Source organism: Fictibacillus sp. 26RED30, from assembly GCF_015903845.1.
In the GTDB taxonomy this organism is placed as follows: domain Bacteria; phylum Bacillota; class Bacilli; order Bacillales; family Fictibacillaceae; genus Fictibacillus; species Fictibacillus phosphorivorans.
Map to the genome: position 1 here is coordinate 560,559 of NZ_JACZDV010000001.1, position 15,837 is coordinate 576,395.

The 15,837-nt window shown below is 37.4% G+C and carries 17 protein-coding genes; 14 read left to right on the forward strand and 3 right to left on the reverse strand.

Annotated features, from left to right (window positions below; all coding sequences use genetic code 11):
• Positions 1-19 precede the first annotated feature (19 nt).
• The 5 genes from IHV11_RS02780 to IHV11_RS02800 all read left to right on the forward strand — a co-directional run bounded on the left by IHV11_RS02780 (position 20) and on the right by IHV11_RS02800 (position 5,237).
• A complete protein-coding gene (locus tag IHV11_RS02780) occupies positions 20-802 on the forward strand; it encodes a hypothetical protein (RefSeq protein ID WP_197193629.1) in 783 nt (260 codons plus the stop codon).
• 48 nt (positions 803-850) lie between these two features.
• Positions 851-1,774, forward strand: a complete 924-nt coding sequence (locus IHV11_RS02785; RefSeq protein ID WP_197193630.1) for a diacylglycerol/lipid kinase family protein — start codon at positions 851-853, stop codon at positions 1,772-1,774.
• Positions 1,775-1,800: 26 nt separating this feature from the next.
• The gene (locus tag IHV11_RS02790; protein ID WP_197189604.1) at positions 1,801-2,004 is read left to right on the forward strand and encodes a hypothetical protein; all 204 of its coding nucleotides are present in this window, start codon (positions 1,801-1,803) and stop codon (positions 2,002-2,004) included.
• A 157-nt stretch (positions 2,005-2,161) separates the two neighbouring features.
• Positions 2,162-4,300 (forward strand): type I pullulanase, encoded by a 2,139-nt coding sequence (gene pulA / locus IHV11_RS02795; protein ID WP_197193631.1) that lies wholly within the window; start codon positions 2,162-2,164, stop codon positions 4,298-4,300.
• Positions 4,301-4,454: 154 nt separating this feature from the next.
• Positions 4,455-5,237, forward strand: coding sequence for a phosphotransferase family protein (locus tag IHV11_RS02800; protein ID WP_197131728.1), 783 nt, complete (start codon positions 4,455-4,457; stop codon positions 5,235-5,237).
• A gap of 50 nt (positions 5,238-5,287) precedes the next feature.
• Here IHV11_RS02800 and IHV11_RS02805 read toward each other — a convergent pair whose 3' ends face one another.
• Complete coding sequence (locus IHV11_RS02805; protein WP_186320458.1) at positions 5,288-5,572, reverse strand: YtzH-like family protein; 285 nt, start codon at positions 5,570-5,572, stop codon at positions 5,288-5,290.
• Positions 5,573-5,691: 119 nt separating this feature from the next.
• Here IHV11_RS02805 and trmB point away from each other — a divergent pair, with 119 nt between their 5' ends.
• The 3 genes from trmB (at position 5,692) to IHV11_RS02820 (ending at position 7,937) form a co-directional block, all read left to right on the forward strand.
• Positions 5,692-6,333 carry a tRNA (guanosine(46)-N7)-methyltransferase TrmB gene (trmB, locus tag IHV11_RS02810; RefSeq protein WP_197193632.1) on the forward strand — a complete coding sequence of 214 codons (642 nt, stop codon included), beginning with the start codon at positions 5,692-5,694 and terminating at the stop codon, positions 6,331-6,333.
• Between the two features lie 95 nt (positions 6,334-6,428).
• The gene (locus IHV11_RS02815; protein WP_197193633.1) at positions 6,429-7,271 is read left to right on the forward strand and encodes a YtnP family quorum-quenching lactonase; all 843 of its coding nucleotides are present in this window, start codon (positions 6,429-6,431) and stop codon (positions 7,269-7,271) included.
• Between the two features lie 129 nt (positions 7,272-7,400).
• Complete coding sequence (locus IHV11_RS02820; RefSeq protein ID WP_197193634.1) at positions 7,401-7,937, forward strand: hypothetical protein; 537 nt, start codon at positions 7,401-7,403, stop codon at positions 7,935-7,937.
• Between the two features lie 258 nt (positions 7,938-8,195).
• On the opposite strand, the gene IHV11_RS02825 is transcribed toward IHV11_RS02820, so the two are convergent.
• A complete protein-coding gene (locus IHV11_RS02825) occupies positions 8,196-8,504 on the reverse strand; it encodes a PepSY domain-containing protein (RefSeq protein WP_197193635.1) in 309 nt (102 codons plus the stop codon).
• A 246-nt stretch (positions 8,505-8,750) separates the two neighbouring features.
• Here IHV11_RS02825 and queD point away from each other — a divergent pair, with 246 nt between their 5' ends.
• From queD to mltG, 6 genes are all read left to right on the forward strand, one after another.
• A complete protein-coding gene (queD, locus tag IHV11_RS02830) occupies positions 8,751-9,233 on the forward strand; it encodes a 6-carboxytetrahydropterin synthase QueD (protein ID WP_197131718.1) in 483 nt (160 codons plus the stop codon).
• Positions 9,223-9,948 (forward strand): 7-carboxy-7-deazaguanine synthase QueE, encoded by a 726-nt coding sequence (locus tag IHV11_RS02835; RefSeq protein ID WP_197189599.1) that lies wholly within the window; start codon positions 9,223-9,225, stop codon positions 9,946-9,948. Before queD ends, IHV11_RS02835 begins: the two co-directional genes overlap by 11 nt.
• A gap of 2 nt (positions 9,949-9,950) precedes the next feature.
• Positions 9,951-10,622 carry a 7-cyano-7-deazaguanine synthase QueC gene (queC, locus tag IHV11_RS02840; protein WP_197131713.1) on the forward strand — a complete coding sequence of 224 codons (672 nt, stop codon included), beginning with the start codon at positions 9,951-9,953 and terminating at the stop codon, positions 10,620-10,622.
• 84 nt (positions 10,623-10,706) lie between these two features.
• The gene (locus tag IHV11_RS02845; RefSeq protein ID WP_197193636.1) at positions 10,707-11,777 is read left to right on the forward strand and encodes a M42 family metallopeptidase; all 1,071 of its coding nucleotides are present in this window, start codon (positions 10,707-10,709) and stop codon (positions 11,775-11,777) included.
• A 13-nt stretch (positions 11,778-11,790) separates the two neighbouring features.
• The gene (locus IHV11_RS02850) at positions 11,791-12,303 is read left to right on the forward strand and encodes a DUF84 family protein (protein ID WP_197193637.1); all 513 of its coding nucleotides are present in this window, start codon (positions 11,791-11,793) and stop codon (positions 12,301-12,303) included.
• Between the two features lie 146 nt (positions 12,304-12,449).
• On the forward strand, positions 12,450-13,475 hold the full coding sequence (gene mltG / locus IHV11_RS02855; protein WP_197193638.1) for an endolytic transglycosylase MltG: 1,026 nt from the start codon (positions 12,450-12,452) through the stop codon (positions 13,473-13,475).
• A gap of 30 nt (positions 13,476-13,505) precedes the next feature.
• Here mltG and IHV11_RS02860 read toward each other — a convergent pair whose 3' ends face one another.
• Positions 13,506-15,689, reverse strand: coding sequence for a methyl-accepting chemotaxis protein (locus tag IHV11_RS02860; RefSeq protein ID WP_197193639.1), 2,184 nt, complete (start codon positions 15,687-15,689; stop codon positions 13,506-13,508).
• Positions 15,690-15,837: the final 148 nt, after the last annotated feature.

Consider the following 15,837-nt stretch of genomic DNA (forward strand, 5'->3'; position numbering starts at 1 on the left):
TGAAAAGAAAGGAGTTCGAATGGCGCAGCTTGTAAAATTACTTGATTATGTATCAAGATACGAAAATAATTTGCATCATTATCAATCGTTATTTATGCGGATTAAAGAAAATCGCTGGAGGGCATTTCAACAACAATATGGAACAGAAAATCGTAAGAAATCTCATCAAGAATTTCGGGAAAAATTATTTCATCATCAGATGAACTGGGCCACTTCGACTGTAAAAGAGATTTCAAACTGGGATAATAAATATCTTCATGATGAAACACTAAAGTTACTCATTCAAGGAATTCCTGATAATTACTTTTTGTTCTATGAACCTGTCTTTCAAGTGAAGAATACAGGAGTGGAACTAAATATTATTTTGGTAGGACCCACAGAGGTATGGCTGATCGTTTGGATGAATGGAGAAGGAATTTGGCAAGAAGCTGAAAATAAACGTTTCTGGAAAAATGTTCGAGATGAGCAGAAAGAAACCGTCTTGAGTCCATTTATTCGACTCGAACGCATGCAATCATTCGTTCGAGAAGCTTGGGAACCTTATCAAAAACAGCTGTCATTAAAAGCGTGTATTGTTGCACCAGATGCCTTTGTTGATTTTACGAGTGATTGGAGAAGAGTGAGCTATGTAGATAAACGCAATTTTAATGAATGGCATGCACTTCTTCAACAAAATCCGGCACCGATTAAAGGACTGCAATTAAAATTTGTGTCTGATCTCTTAAAATTAGGTGTAACGAATTCTCTATACAGAAAAGATCCGTTATCCAGTGAGTCTGAGATTCATTTTGAAGGTATTTGAGAGATTTTGTCGAATTACTTTTAAAAACATAAATCGAGGACGCACGGAATGAAAAAATATTTCTTTATCATTAACGCAAACAACCCAAAAGCGATTCAATCATTTAATCAATTAAAAAATGTAATGGACAAGGAAGAGATAACCTATCGAACGTTTTATACAGAGTATAGCGGTCATGCCACAGAAATTGCGAAGAAGATTACATACATAAACAAAGCTGATATTAAAGCTGTTATTGCAGTAGGTGGTGACGGTACGATCCATGAAGTTTTAAACGGTATGAAAGAGAATCCTAGCATTCCTTTAGGGTTTATATCTGGGGGATCTGGCAATGATATCGTTCGAGTATTAACGAAAGATGTTAAAGGGGTAAAAAAACAACTTCAATATCTTAAACGCAATCGAACGGCCAAGACTGACTCCGGAAGTATTCAGCTTTTAGGAAGAAGCAATAAGATCCAGTCTTTTATAAGTGCCGTTGGTATTGGTTTGGATGGAGAAGTCGCAAAGTTTACAAATGAAGCGACATACAAAAAGTATTTACATAAGCTGAAATTAGGTTCACTTGCCTATGTTTTTACATTGTTTAAGGTTTTAAAATTTTATGTACCAGATTCCATGGAAATCAGAATCGATGGACATGAACATCAGTTTAGCAATGTCTGGCTTGTAGCTGTTGGTAACATGCCCTATTATGGAGGGGGTATGAAAATTTGTCCTTCCGCAAAGTGTAATGATGGAGTTTTAGATGTTTGTATTGTGCATGATCTATCTCTATTCAAACTTTTATTGCTCTTTGTTTCTGTATTTTGGGGTGGTCATGTTAACGTACAAGGAGTTTCTCAGTTTAAAGGTAAAGAGATTGAAGTGATAACACGTAAATCAGTAGCCATTCATGCCGATGGTGAGTACAAAGGAACCACTCCGGTTCGTATTGAAGTTCAACCAGGTACGGTTTCAGTTAAAATATAAATTTTTAAAACGAGTGGGGAATAAAAATGAAATGGACAGATTTTTTTAATATTGCTCTATTTGCCTTCCTTTGGGTTATGTTGATCGAAAAGAAGTCAGGTTTGAAGAAATGGATTTTAGATGTAACCAATGACCAGCTAATTCTTGGGATTGTTGTACCTGTCATCGTTTATGCGGCAATCGTTATTGCAGGGAGAATCATGAAGAATAAGTATTTAAATGCGGAGTGAAGATAAAAAACATCTGTTAGTTATCTTCGCCAAATGCGTGAGGCCGCCTAAAGTAATCCTATCTTACTTTTAGGATAGGCCTCTTTTTCATAGATAGGAATAACAAATTCATTTTAAGTTCAATATGATGTAATAGCGATAAAAAGGGGTGAGGTCAATGAAAGTTGATCATATATCAATGTCGGCATATATCGATGATTTTTCTATGATAACGATTGTAGTCTGTAACCCTTTTTCAATCATCCCATCACTTTCATTGGTAGATGATAAGAAGGTATTGCAGCCATTAACCATCGATAAACAAGAACATTATCATAATCAAGTGATCTACAAATGCAGAACGAGAACGCCCATTGATTTAAAAAACCGATATTGGGTCACATATAACGATACAAAGATCCCTTTAATGATCGGTAGCATTGTACGGACCGAAAAGTTCGATAGCCTCTATTATGATGACAGTAGTCTTGGAGCGAATTACACACCAGAGAGTACGACATTTAAAGTATGGTCTCCTGTTGCCTTTGCGATGATACTTAAGTATAAAACTAAACATTCTAATACCTTTGTTGAACAAAACATGTCACGGTCTGAAAGAGGAGTATGGCAAGCTACGTTAGACGGAAATCACCATCTTACAGAATATATGTTTGTCGTAAACGTAAATCATGAATGGATAGAAACAACAGATCCTTATTCGAGGTCGATTACTGCAAACGGAGTTCATTCGGTTGTCATCCATCTACCTGAGACAGATCCTGACGGATGGAATCGATCAGAAAAAAAGATAAACCTTCGTTCAAAAACAGACAGTACCATCTATGAAGTTCATGTTCGGGATTTAACGATTCATTCTGATAGTGGTGTCTTAAATAAAGGAAAGTATTTAGGATTAACAGAACAAGGGACAAAAACATCCAATGGATTTCATACGGGATTAGAGTATATAAAAAGTCTTGGTGTTACTCATGTTCAGTTGTTGCCAGTAGCAGACTTTGGAAGTGTTGATGAAACACAGCCAGATTCAGCATACAACTGGGGATATGATCCGGTTCATTTCTTCTCTCCTGAAGGATCGTATGCTACAAATCCTTATGACCCGATCTGTCGAATAAAAGAGCTAAAAACTTTGATTCAGACTCTTCAACACAATGGGCTCTCGATCATTCTAGATGTGGTTTACAACCACGTTTATAAACGTGAAGAATCATCACTTGAAAAGCTCGTTCCGGGCTATTATTTTCGTTATGACGATGGCGGAAACCCGGTTAATGGAACGGGTGTAGGAAATGATACAGCATCTGAAAGGAAAATGATGCGCAAGTTCATCTTAGATGCGCTAACTTTTTGGATGAGTGAATATAAAGTGGATGGATTTCGATTCGATCTGATGGGGATTCATGATGTTGAAACGATGAATCAGGCTGCAGAAAAGTTAAAATCTTTGAATCCTGGCGTGTTTTTACTTGGAGAAGGCTGGGATTTAAATACGAATTTAGAACCTGAAAGAAAAGCTTCTCTGTCTTCTGCTAAGAAGATGCCATCCTATTCATTTTTTAATGATGCGTTTCGTGACCATGTTAAAGGAAGTATCTTTCCTGAAGGTCAAAGCGGGTTTATTAATGGTAATAATGATGAACGAATCAAACATCAGATGAGTCATGTGATGAAGGGTTATGCAGGTCAGCATGATAAATTTATTAAAGCTGAACAAAGCATTAATTATACAGAATGTCACGATAATCACACATTGTACGACCTTTTGTACATTCGGCACCCCTTCGAAGATGAAGTAATGAGAAGAAAGAGGCAACAGCTTGCTTTAGCGATTACGATCTTTGCACAAGGCGTACCATTTATCCATGCGGGGCAAGAATGTTTTCGAACGAAAAAAGGTGAAGAGAACAGCTATAATCTCCTCGACACGATCAATGCGTTCGATTGGAACCTTGCTGAGTTCTTTCATAAAGAAGTTGATTATTTTAAACATCTGATAGGTATAAGGAAATCACAGCCTATTTTTCGTGATAACTCTGTTGAGCTTTTGGAATGGAATGTACCAGATGGATGTTTAGGATTTAAGTACCGCCTTCCTATCACCGAAATAAAAGATGGTGCTTCTTATTGGAGCAAAGCTTTATTGCTTTTCAACCAAACGACTAAACCGATAATCATCCCTTTAGAACAGCATAGATGGATGATAGCGATTGAAGATGAAAGATACGATAATGTAGTATTGAATGAGGATTCGTATAGATTAGAACCGTTATCTTTTTCTTTGCTTTATTCTGTTTAGAATTGTAAAGAATCAAGAATCAAGTGCTTTTCTTGATTTTTTGTGTTAAAATAATGACTTCGCAGTAATTTAATTCGATACGGAAAAGCTTTAATTTTTTGAACGAACATCTAATAAAAAACGGATTTCTTAACTAGACAAGAAGGTGAACATTTTGGAACAGATTTTGGGAGAAGATTGGCAGGTTTCCCCTGCTGGCGGAGCAACGGGAGAAGCATATATAGCTGAATATGGGAACCAAAAACTGTTTTTAAAGCGTAATTCCTCTCCGTTTTTAGCTGTTCTTTCTGCAGAAGGAATTGTTCCTAAACTTTTATGGACAAAAAGATTAGGTAATGGAGATGTTATAACAGCTCAACAATGGCTTAACGGCCGTGAATTGAAAGCAGCAGATATGAAAAGTGAGAATGTAGCTGAACTTTTGGCGAAAATTCACCGATCTCAAGAACTGCTTGGCATGATGAACCGCTTAGAGAAAAAAAGGTTAACACCAGTTGACCTATTAAATGATATACAATTGCAGATGCGGAAAGAAAAAGATTATTTAGAAATCATCAATGATTCCTTTGCTTATTTAATGGAGACTGCCTCTGAGGTGGAAGTCGATAATTTGGTTGTATGCCACTGTGATGTTAATCATAACAATTGGCTGCTAAGCGATTCTGATGAATTATATTTAATCGATTGGGATGGAGCGATGATTGCTGATCCTGCACTTGATCTTGGAATGCTTCTCTATAGCTATATCCCTTATGAAAAATGGGAAGAATGGCTCGAGATATATGGGGAAACCCTTGATGATGATTTAGAAAGAAGAATGCATTGGTATGTTTTGGCACAAACGATAAGCTCTTTTTTCTGGTATAAAGAAAAAGGACAGTCAAAAGAGACTGCCCATTTTGCAGAAAGTATTAAGAAACTTGCTGGTTCGATCTAACACTGACAATATATAAGATCATCTGACACTATTTCCTAGGGAATAGTGTCTTAATATGGATGATGTGTTTGAATCGTGTTGATCCATGATTCTAAGTGAGGACGATGATTGGTAATATGCTCTTCTAAATGCTGGTGTGAAAAGCCTGTATGACTATATTCGTTAATGTTGGACAAGATGTTTCGTACTTCTTCATGAACTGCTCCGTTCTCCAATAAATGTGCAGCAAGACGTTCTAGTTGAGCACATTCAGATGGTGAACCAGCACAATCGGTATAATGGTCTTGAAGAAGATCTCTTATGATATGCAATTGATCATTGTGATTTAAGGGCATTTTTCCTGCACATCCTTTCATTGCATAGCTTATGGATTATGCTAAAAAATATCCTTCGTTTAAAACTATTATGAGGTAAATGAAATCGTATATAAAAGTGTGAAAAGTGGGGAGAAACTATGCGTCAAAGATTTAAGCCTTGGGCTAAAGAAAAATTAATCGACCATCCTGAATACGTTTCAGTAGAGCCTGAAAAAATGAAAGGGAAATGGCATACTTTTTTTGGGAATGACAATCCGATTCATATTGAAGTTGGAACAGGTAAAGGACAGTTTGTTAATGGTATGGCTAAACAAAATCCTTCTATAAATTATTTAGGGATGGAGCTTTATGACAGCATCATCATTACTGCACTGGATCGTATTCTAGAAGACGAAAAACCAAACGTAAAACTTATTAGAGCAGATGCATCACACTTGCTGGATTATTTTGAACCGGGAGAAATTGAACGTGTTTACCTCAACTTTTCAGATCCTTGGCCAAAATCCAAACATGCCAAAAGAAGATTAACGCATGAAAGTTTTCTAAAACGATACGAAACGGTATTAAAAAAGCCGGGTGAAATACATTTCAAGACGGATAATCAAGGATTGTTCGAGTATTCACTTCATAGCATGTCAACTTATGGCATGTTCTTTAACGAAGTAAGTCTTGATCTTCATAAGAGTGATATGGAAGATAACGTTATGACAGAATATGAAGAGAAATTCTCTGAAAAAGGATATCGAATTTACCGAATGGAAGCACAATTCCGTTCATAAAGATCCAAGCATATGCTTGGGTCTTTTCTTTTCATCTGATGTGTGTTTCTTATGATACACTTGTACAGAGATCCAAATAGAAAGGAGACTAAAATATGGATCAGTGGAAAATTGGTACGAAGACATTAACATGGTTGGATGGCGGGGTCACACACATGGACGGTGGTGCTATGTTTGGAGTCGTTCCTAAACCTCTATGGGAAAGAAAATATCCTGTTAATGAGAAGAATCAAATTGAACTTAGAACTGAACCCATCCTTGTTCAAGGTTTTGAAGGAAAAAACATATTGATCGAGTCTGGAATCGGTTTTGGGAAATTAACCGAAAAACAAAAAAGAAATTATGGCGTTACAGAAGAGTCGCTTATTGAAAAAAGTTTAGAAAAAGAAGGTTTAACAACAGCTGATATTGATATTATTCTAATGACTCATATGCATTTTGATCATGCCTCTGGCTTAACGAGATGGGAAGATGATCAGTTAGTACCTGTTTTTGAAAACGCTGTTATTTATACTTCTGAAACAGAATGGAATGAGCTAAAGAATCCAAATATCAGGTCTCAGAATACATATTGGAAAGAAAATTGGGAACCTATTCAGCATCAAGTAAGGACGTTTAAAGAAGAGATAGATGTTCTAGAAGGGATAAGAATGGTTCATACAGGAGGGCATAGTGATGGTCATTCCCTGATTGAGCTAACGATAGAGAATGGTGAAAAGCTCTATCACATTGGTGACATCATGCCAACTCATGCACATCATAACCCACTATGGGTGCTGGCTTATGATGATTATCCTATGACTTCCATCTTTCAAAAACAGAAATGGATAAAGCCTGACACATGGTATTTCTTTTATCATGATTGTATTTATCGTGCTGTTAAGTGGGATGAAAAAGGTGACATGACAGAAAGAATTCCACGTTCCCCAAAAATGTAAAAAAACCGTCACATATTTTCCATTTTCAAGTGAATGTCGAAATCGACAGGATATGTTAAAATATGAGAGGCATGTATTGATGAACTTTATTTATATCTTAAAGGGTTAAAAATGAGAGGGGATTTGAAAATGAAAAAACAGTTAGTTGCCATTTTTACCGTTTTAGCACTGTTTTTATCCATGGGTACTTTCGTATCTGCTGAACAAGCTACAGATGAAATGAAAAAGACGATTGAAAAGGGTATTGAAAGTAAGCACAAAGATTTAAAAAAGGGTTCTTTAACATTAACAGACATTGAAACATACCCAAATCAAGACTCAGAACTAGATGCATCAGAAGTAACAGTTGCCATTGCTAACTATGATACGGTTAGAGATAATATTTTTTACTTCGATCACACAGAAGTTGTGTTCTATGATGCTGACAAAAACGAACTTTTGGCTGAAGCAGCAGTAGCTAAAGCAAACTCTCAAATTAAAGATTATAAAAAAGCACACGAATCAGATCTTGGAACTCATATGGATTGGATCGTTGTAACAGGACTATTATTTCTTCTAATCATCATTCCTTTATTGATTTTAGGTGTTTGGGAAAAGCGTCAGTATCTTACTACGAAATTCAAGATCGATAACAATCTTTATGATCAAACAAAATTATATCGTTAATCTCCATAAGAAAGCCCTTAGGAAATTATTTTCCTAAGGGCTTTTTTTACTTTGTGTTTGTTTTTGGATTTGAAGGCGCATTTTGTTCATCACAGCCATTTATCTTTTGACCTCGAGGGTCTAGCCACTGCAACTAGACAGGTGAGACATTTAAAAGTGAAACGTACGAATGTGGCTCACCGCCTGCACCGTAGAAAGCGAGAAGCCTGGCATGGAAATCAACACTTCCGAAAGCAACAAAGTTTAAGAAAACAGCTTTTATTTTTGAATTAGCTCTAAAAGACTTCCGGTTGAAGCATCAATTAAGAATTCGTAATGCGAGGCGACCATTCCAGGTGATGAGTTTGAAAAGCCACCCTTATATACAGAGTATGGAAGGCCGTGCACGTTCTTTTCTTCTGAGTTAACCATGATCCAGGCTCCAGAGATTGTGTAATGATCTCTTGCTTTTTCCTTAAATTGTTTTAAAGCTTTTTCTGGTGTGATGGTTTCTGTTTGCTTCTTTGTAACAACATAACCGATTGCAGCACCTGTGAGGCCTGCTAGAATCAGGTTTCTCCAATTCATTACTATTCCCACCTTATGTAAGTTCATTTTTAAAAATCATATTGGTTCTTCTTTATCAGTATAACAAAGAAAAGCCTTCTTTTTCTTGGGCTTTTTTGATAAGATACTCTTGATAAAGATGGAGGGTTCGAAATTCCCACCCCTCTTAAAACAAAACTAGGGAGCGTGAAGAATGAACATTTACACTCTCTGCGTTTTTAGCAGAGTTTTTTTGTTTTCGTGCTCCATTCGAAAGGATGAACTGGAATGACTTATAAAATTCCAACAGATGTTCAAATACTTGGTCGCGACATTAAGAGCGAACAATTAAAGTACCATAATAAGCGGGTTGCAGTATGCAAAGAGTTTACGTTTGATGCGGCTCATCATCTGCATTGCTATGATGGAAAATGTAAAAATCTCCACGGTCACACATACAAACTAGTGATCACAATGAGCGGATTTGTGAATTCAATCGGTATTGCCGTAGATTTTGGAGAGATAAAAGAAATCTTTAAATCAGCAATCGACAGTAAACTAGATCACCGATATTTAAATGAAGTTCTTCCGCCGATGAATACGACTGCAGAAAATATGGTGGTTTGGATTTGGGAGCAAATTGATCTTGAACTAAACGAACGAGGTCTAAGTGAACAAGGTCACAGGTTAGAAGAGTTAAAGCTGTATGAGACACCTACTAGCTATGCTGTCATGAAAAGAGAATGGATGGTGGAAAAGGATGATGTTTAATCTGCCGTCTAAAGACGTTTGGAAACATTGGAAAGTTCCTATGGTCGAGATTTTTGAAACGGTAGAAGGTGAAGGATTACAAGCTGGGTATCCTACGGTTTTTGTACGTGTTTTTCATTGTAATCTCCGTTGTACATGGTGTGATACGACATACAGTTATGCACCAGCTAAGCCTGAGTTTGAAGCAACGATTGAAGAAATCGTGAATACGATTAAGACGTTTCGTTCACAACGAATCTGCTTTACAGGTGGAGAGCCTTTAATCCACCGAGAAAAATCTGCTGCCTTGCTTCTAGCTATGGCTGACTTGGATCATATTGTGGATATCCACATTGAAACGAACGGAGCTATCGATCTACAGCCATTTGAGCAATTGCGCAACTCTCACCATGATTTACAAAAAAAGATGAGATTCGTGATGGATTATAAGCTCCCAGCATCTGGTGAGATGGAACGGATGCACATGGAGAATTTCAAAGAGCTTCAGCACCAAGATGAGATCAAATTTGTTGTGGGATCAGAGAATGATTTTGAGATAACGAAACAAGTAGTCTCTGAACATTACAGAAATGGTCAGATCTGTGTAAGTCCGGTATGGGAAAGTATGCCACCGAGACGACTTGTTGAACTTTTGTTGGAGAATCCACTACCAAATGCAAAGCTCAGTCTTCAGCTTCATAAAGTGATCTGGCATCCAGAAGAAAGAGGGGTCTAACCATGAACAAAAAAGCGGTTATTGTTTTAAGCGGAGGACTTGATAGCACAACTTGTATGGGGATCGCAAAGGCGGAAGGATATGACTTATATCCGATCACTTTTCACTATGGACAACGCCATAATCGAGAAGTTGAACAAGCGATTGAAGTCGGTAAATTTTATGATGTAGCAGATCATCGAATTGTAGATCTCACCTTCTTAAAAGATATTGGCGGAAGTGCCCTTACTGATGAAAAGGTAGATGTTCCGACTGAGGCAGAAGAAGGAATTCCTGTAACTTATGTGCCTGCTAGAAATATGATTTTCTTATCACTCGCAAGCGCTTATGCTGAAGTTATCGGAGCTACTGCCGTTTATACCGGCGTTTCAGCGGTTGATTTTAGCGGCTATCCAGATTGTCGTCCTGAATTCATTCAGAGCATGGAAGAAACGATTAATCTTGCAACAAAAGCGGGTGTGACAGGGAAAAATATTTCAGTAGAAACACCATTGATCTCTTTATCTAAAAAGGAAACGATTGAAAAAGGTCTTTCTCTTGAAGTGCCATATGATCTAACAACTTCTTGCTACAATGGGAAAGAGGCAGCTTGCGGTCAATGTGACAGCTGTGTTTTACGTTTAAAAGGTTTTAAAGAAGCAGGAGCAGTCGATCCGATCACTTACGAAATCTAGAACGTTCATAAGTATAGAAAACCCCTTCTTATTAGGTGTACAATAAAAATGTACATGTGACTAATTAGAAGGGGTTGTTTTTATATGAATAATGAAACACTCGACTTGTTTAAAACATTGACTGAATTGCCAGGAGCGCCAGGCTTTGAAAGAGATGTTCGTAAGTTTGTCCGAAAAGAGATCGAACCTGTATCAGATGAAATTATTCAAGATGGTCTTGGCAGCATCTTTGGTGTTAAAAAAGGGAATGGTCCAAAGATTATGGTAGCAGGGCACATGGATGAAGTCGGTTTCATGGTTACGAAGGTTACGAAGAACGGCATGCTTAAATTTCAAGAGTTAGGTGGCTGGTGGAGCCAAGTTCTGTTAGCTCAACGTGTAAATATTTATACGGATAAAGGTGATGTTATAACAGGTATTATCGGCTCGACTCCACCTCATCTTCTTTCCGACGATCAGCGTAACAGACCGATGGGTATTAAGAATATGTACATAGATATTGGTGCAGATAATGATGAAGAAGTTCATAACCTAGGCGTAAGACCCGGACAGCAAATCGTTCCGATCTGTCCGTTTACACCGATGGCCAATCCGAAGAAGATTATGGCTAAAGCGTGGGATAATCGTTATGGTGTGGGATTAGCGATTGAACTATTAAAAGAATTAAAGGATGAAACGTTGCCTAACGAATTGTATAGTGGTGCTACGGTTCAAGAAGAAGTAGGGCTTAGAGGATCCAAAACAGCAGCTAACTTGATTCAACCTGATCTATTTTTCGCTTTAGATGCAAGTCCAGCGAATGACATGATGGGGGATAAAAGTGAGTTCGGTCAGCTTGGAAAAGGTGCGTTGTTAAGGATTTTAGACAGAACGATGGTCACTCACCGTGGAATGAAGGAATATATTCTAGATACAGCTGAAACGCATAAGATTCCATACCAGTATTTCATTTCACAAGGTGGAACGGATGCCGGCAGTGTACATATCTCCGGTAACGGTGTACCTTCTGCAGTGATCGGAATCTGTTCACGTTATATTCATACGCATGCCTCTATGATACATGTAGATGATTATGCGGCTGCAAAAGAATTGTTAATAAGACTTGTGAAAACAGCAGATGAATCTACATTAAGAACGATCTTAGAAAACAGCTGAGGATGAGCATGTGATGAAAATTGGAATTGGATCTTCTAATCCTGCAAAGATCAAAGCAGCTCAGCCTTTTATTACGCATTTTGAGGATGCTGAACTCGTATCTTACGCATCTGATTCACTGGTTGCGGCTCAGCCTTTTTCTGATGAGGAAACAAAGATCGGTGCTATCAATCGTGCGAGAGATTGTGTGAAGCAAGGAGCGGACATCGGCATTGGTTTTGAAGGCGGTGTTATGGAGATGGAAGATGGCATGTATTTATGTAACTGGGGAGCGGTGGCTGACCAACATGGGAACGTCTATTCAGCTGCGGGAGCTCGCATTCTACTTCCAGCGGTAATCGTAACAGGTCTGAAGCAGGGCAAGGAACTTGGAACATTGATGGGGGACTTAACAAAAGACCCAGAGATCAGAAAAAAGGATGGAGCGATAGGCGTCTTTACCAGTGGCATGCTGTCTAGGAGTGAGATGTTTTTGCATATTTCCACGATCCTTTTAGGGCAATATATATACAGTTTAAACAAATAAAAGTTTAAAAACGCGATGCTATTGCAGAGTATATTTTTCAATCGAAGGTTGTTAGTAAGGTTTGTATACCTTACCTAACAGCCTTTTTGTATGAATAAAGATAATCAGGGGAAATTAGAAACAAAAACGTTAGGCGGATTTTAACTTTGAACTCATATTCGAAAAGAGTACTGATCTTGTGTGTTGTCCTCATCGCTTTTTGTGTTGGCTGGGTCGTATATGAAGTCTCACCACCTAAAGGAACAGCAGAGAAGGCTTTTGTTATAAAAGAAAACAGTGATTTTGAAACGATATCCGATCATTTAAGAGAAAACGAATTTATTAAAAGCCCATTTTTATTTACCGTTTATGCAACAGTTACTGGAAAGAAAAGTGAAGTTATAGCAGGAGAACATACGATTAAACAAGGAAAAGGGTACAAAGAGATTCTGCAAGATCTATCTACTTTGGAAAATGAAACAGAAGCCATTGAAGTGATCATTCCAGAAGGTTTGACAGTTATAGAGATAGCAGATCGATTAAGCAAAGCGGGAATTGTGGATAGAAATCAATTTATTGAAGTAGCAAAATCGTGGGATACATTAACTGTTAATCAACAAGAACAATTAGGAATAAACAAGAAAGTAAAAGAATCGGATACAAAATTTGCTGTGGAAGGACTTCTTTTTCCTGACACTTATTATCTTGAGAAGAAAATGAGAGCAGATAAAGTTATTCATCAAATGACTGAAAGACTAATCGAAGAAACAACAGAAATTACAATTAAAAGTGATCAAACACCATATGAAATGATAACATTAGCTTCAATTATTGAGCAAGAAGCTCTTTTGAATGAAGAGAAACGTAGGATCGCTGGTGTTTTTGTGAATAGGTTAGAAGAAGAGAAGAAACTGCAATCCTGCTCTACTGTTCAATACTTGCTAGAAAAACCAAAAGCAACATTAAGAAGAAAAGACATTAAGATTAAAAGTCCGTACAATACGTATATCAATAAGGGTCTGCCGCCAGGGCCGATTTCTAGTCCAGACCTATCTTCTTTAAAAGCCGCAGCAGATCCCGAAAAGCATAACTATTTTTACTTTGTTGCAAAACAGAATGGTACATGGAGTCATTACTTTTCAAAAACGTATAAAGAACATAGAAAATATACTCAATTGAGTGGAAATTATTAAACCCGGCGAGTGATCACCGGGTTTTTATACTTAATCTTCTTTTTTAGTTTCACGATCTAAAGAATGAACAGACTCCGTATCATCCTCTATTTCCTCTACATCAACATGGTGATCAGGTGTTACTTCTGTCTCTGCTTCAATTTCTTCTCTGTACTCATCGTCTGGAGCTTCAAGCTCTTCTGCATCACTATCATCAACTGTTGCTGCTGCTTCATGGTAAGTATCGATAAAACCTATCTCTTCATCAGTGATTAGATTTTCTCTTTCACCTAAAGAAAATTGGTCTACTTCTTCTTGCAAAGTGAGCGCAATTTCTTGCAGTTCTGTCGCAGCAATGTTTACTTGGTGAATGGCTTCTTTTTGGTGAATACTTGAGGCACTAACTTGTTCACTTGTAGCAACGGATTCCTCAGATATCGCACTCACTTCAAAGAGCTTTTCAGATAAGTTTTCATTAGCGGATTCAACACGACCGATCGCACTTTTTACTTGAGAGATTCTTCCGTTAATTTGAGAAACATTTTGAATGATGCTTGAAAACGCTTTTTCTGTCTGTTGAACAGATTCAACTTGATCAACACGATATTGCTCAAAGCGCACTGTTTCTTTTGATAACAATTCCATTTGATATGTCATGGATTTTACTAGCTGCTGAATTCTTAGTGCTTCATTCTTAGAACGCTCAGCAAGTTTTCGAACTTCACTGGCAACAACGGAAAAGCCCCTACCTGCTTCACCAGCTCTTGCGGATTCAATGGCTGCATTAAGTGCAAGAAGGTCAGTACTTCCTGCTATCTCTTGGATCGTTTCAACGATTGAATGAATCTGTTTGGATTGTTTGCTCGCGTCTTGAATTTCTGAAATAAGACTTTGAGCAAGTTCTAAAAAGTTCTCAGAATGTGTATTTAGTTGATGGACGATATTGGATCCTGCTTTTCCTTCGTTTTCAGCTTGCATGGCATCAGAAGCAATCTCGTCACTGATCGAAGCCGTTTCTTTAATATATCCAGTCACATCAGAAAGCAAAAGTGTACATTCTTGCAGATGATCAGCCTGACTTTGAGCTCCTGTAGCTACTTGAGAGATCGCTTCTGTCACTTCATCACTTTGTGCGGTGGTTTCTTCTGATACGGCTGCTAAGTTTTGAGATGAACTCGTTAGTTTCTCAGCGGCATCTTTTACTTCGTTCATTGATTTTTGCATTTTTTCAGCCATACGATTAAAGGTTTGAGCTAGTTCTCCCATTTCATCCTTAGATTTCGTCTCTACACGGTAAGAAAGATCACCATCACCAATAATGGCAGCTCCTTCTTTAAGTACCGAAATTGAGGATTGGATCGACCGTAGAAGCCAAACACCGATCACACTTAATATCGATAAGATTACGACACTCAAACCAATTAAACTGATCGTCAGCCAAAACTTAACTGATTTTTGGTTTTTCGTTAATTCAACATTTTCCTTCTGCAAGTTACTTTCTGCATCTTTCGTTGATTGATCTACAACATTAGCGATCTTTTCAAAAGTCGAAATATCATCCCCGATCTTTTTTGTGATCGATTGGATCGTATCTGCAGAGGTTGTATATTTTAATAAATTTGATTTAAAAGTAGACAACTGATCAGCAGGCAGGTTTTTCTCATCTAACATTCGATCAAACGTTTGAGCACTTTCTTTAAAGCTTTCAACCGTCGTGCTGTCATACTTAATATGAACATCTTTTTCATACGTTTGCATCTGCAGCAGTGTGATCAATAAAGCTTGGTCGTTCATGGCTTTTACTGATTCATAAAAGTTGTTAGATGTTTCTGTCATCATCTGCTTTAATGAGTTAAGTTGTGTAGTAAGGCTTGTGGCAGAATTAAACGATGTTTGATAAGCAGACAGGTCTTTTTCTATTCCTTTAATTGAAGAACTGTTCGTTTCTTTAGCTATTTTAGTTGTTGCTTTTTGCAAGTCACTCAATGAAGTTAAAACTTTTTCTTTAGCTTCTGTGCTAGGATCTCTTAAATACTCTTGTTCAAGTTTACGCACTTCATTAAATGTACTTTGAATATCATTACTAGAACGTAATGTTAGTTGTACTTGATCTCTTTCCTCTTCCATTTGGGTGTTCTGCCATAAAAATAATCCAATAAATGCAAGTAATAGTACCATTCCGGCTAAACTGATGAAAAGCATCAGTCGCACTCTTCTTCGTATCGACATGTTCATATGAATTCCCCCCTGCCATTTTATCGGTCTTTTTTGAATTATTTTAAGTTTCAAAGTAAAAAGAATTGTATATAAAACTAATTAGCTTTACACCTGTCTTTACATGGGTTTAAAACAAGTTATAATGTTTGGGGGACATGTTTAACAG

Coding starts and splice junctions, on each gene's coding strand:
- IHV11_RS02820 (WP_197193634.1), top strand. CDS start 7,401: ATGAAAAAACAGTTAGTTGCCATTTTTACCGTTTTAGCACTGTTTTTA.
- IHV11_RS02835 (WP_197189599.1), top strand. CDS start 9,223: ATGATGTTTAATCTGCCGTCTAAAGACGTTTGGAAACATTGGAAAGTT.
- IHV11_RS02780 (WP_197193629.1), top strand. CDS start 20: ATGGCGCAGCTTGTAAAATTACTTGATTATGTATCAAGATACGAAAAT.
- queD (WP_197131718.1), top strand. CDS start 8,751: ATGACTTATAAAATTCCAACAGATGTTCAAATACTTGGTCGCGACATT.
- queC (WP_197131713.1), top strand. CDS start 9,951: ATGAACAAAAAAGCGGTTATTGTTTTAAGCGGAGGACTTGATAGCACA.
- IHV11_RS02825 (WP_197193635.1), bottom strand. CDS start 8,504: ATGAATTGGAGAAACCTGATTCTAGCAGGCCTCACAGGTGCTGCAATC.
- IHV11_RS02845 (WP_197193636.1), top strand. CDS start 10,707: ATGAATAATGAAACACTCGACTTGTTTAAAACATTGACTGAATTGCCA.
- IHV11_RS02790 (WP_197189604.1), top strand. CDS start 1,801: ATGAAATGGACAGATTTTTTTAATATTGCTCTATTTGCCTTCCTTTGG.
- IHV11_RS02785 (WP_197193630.1), top strand. CDS start 851: ATGAAAAAATATTTCTTTATCATTAACGCAAACAACCCAAAAGCGATT.
- IHV11_RS02860 (WP_197193639.1), bottom strand. CDS start 15,689: ATGAACATGTCGATACGAAGAAGAGTGCGACTGATGCTTTTCATCAGT.
- IHV11_RS02805 (WP_186320458.1), bottom strand. CDS start 5,572: ATGCCCTTAAATCACAATGATCAATTGCATATCATAAGAGATCTTCTT.
- IHV11_RS02850 (WP_197193637.1), top strand. CDS start 11,791: ATGAAAATTGGAATTGGATCTTCTAATCCTGCAAAGATCAAAGCAGCT.
- trmB (WP_197193632.1), top strand. CDS start 5,692: ATGCGTCAAAGATTTAAGCCTTGGGCTAAAGAAAAATTAATCGACCAT.
- pulA (WP_197193631.1), top strand. CDS start 2,162: ATGAAAGTTGATCATATATCAATGTCGGCATATATCGATGATTTTTCT.
- IHV11_RS02815 (WP_197193633.1), top strand. CDS start 6,429: ATGGATCAGTGGAAAATTGGTACGAAGACATTAACATGGTTGGATGGC.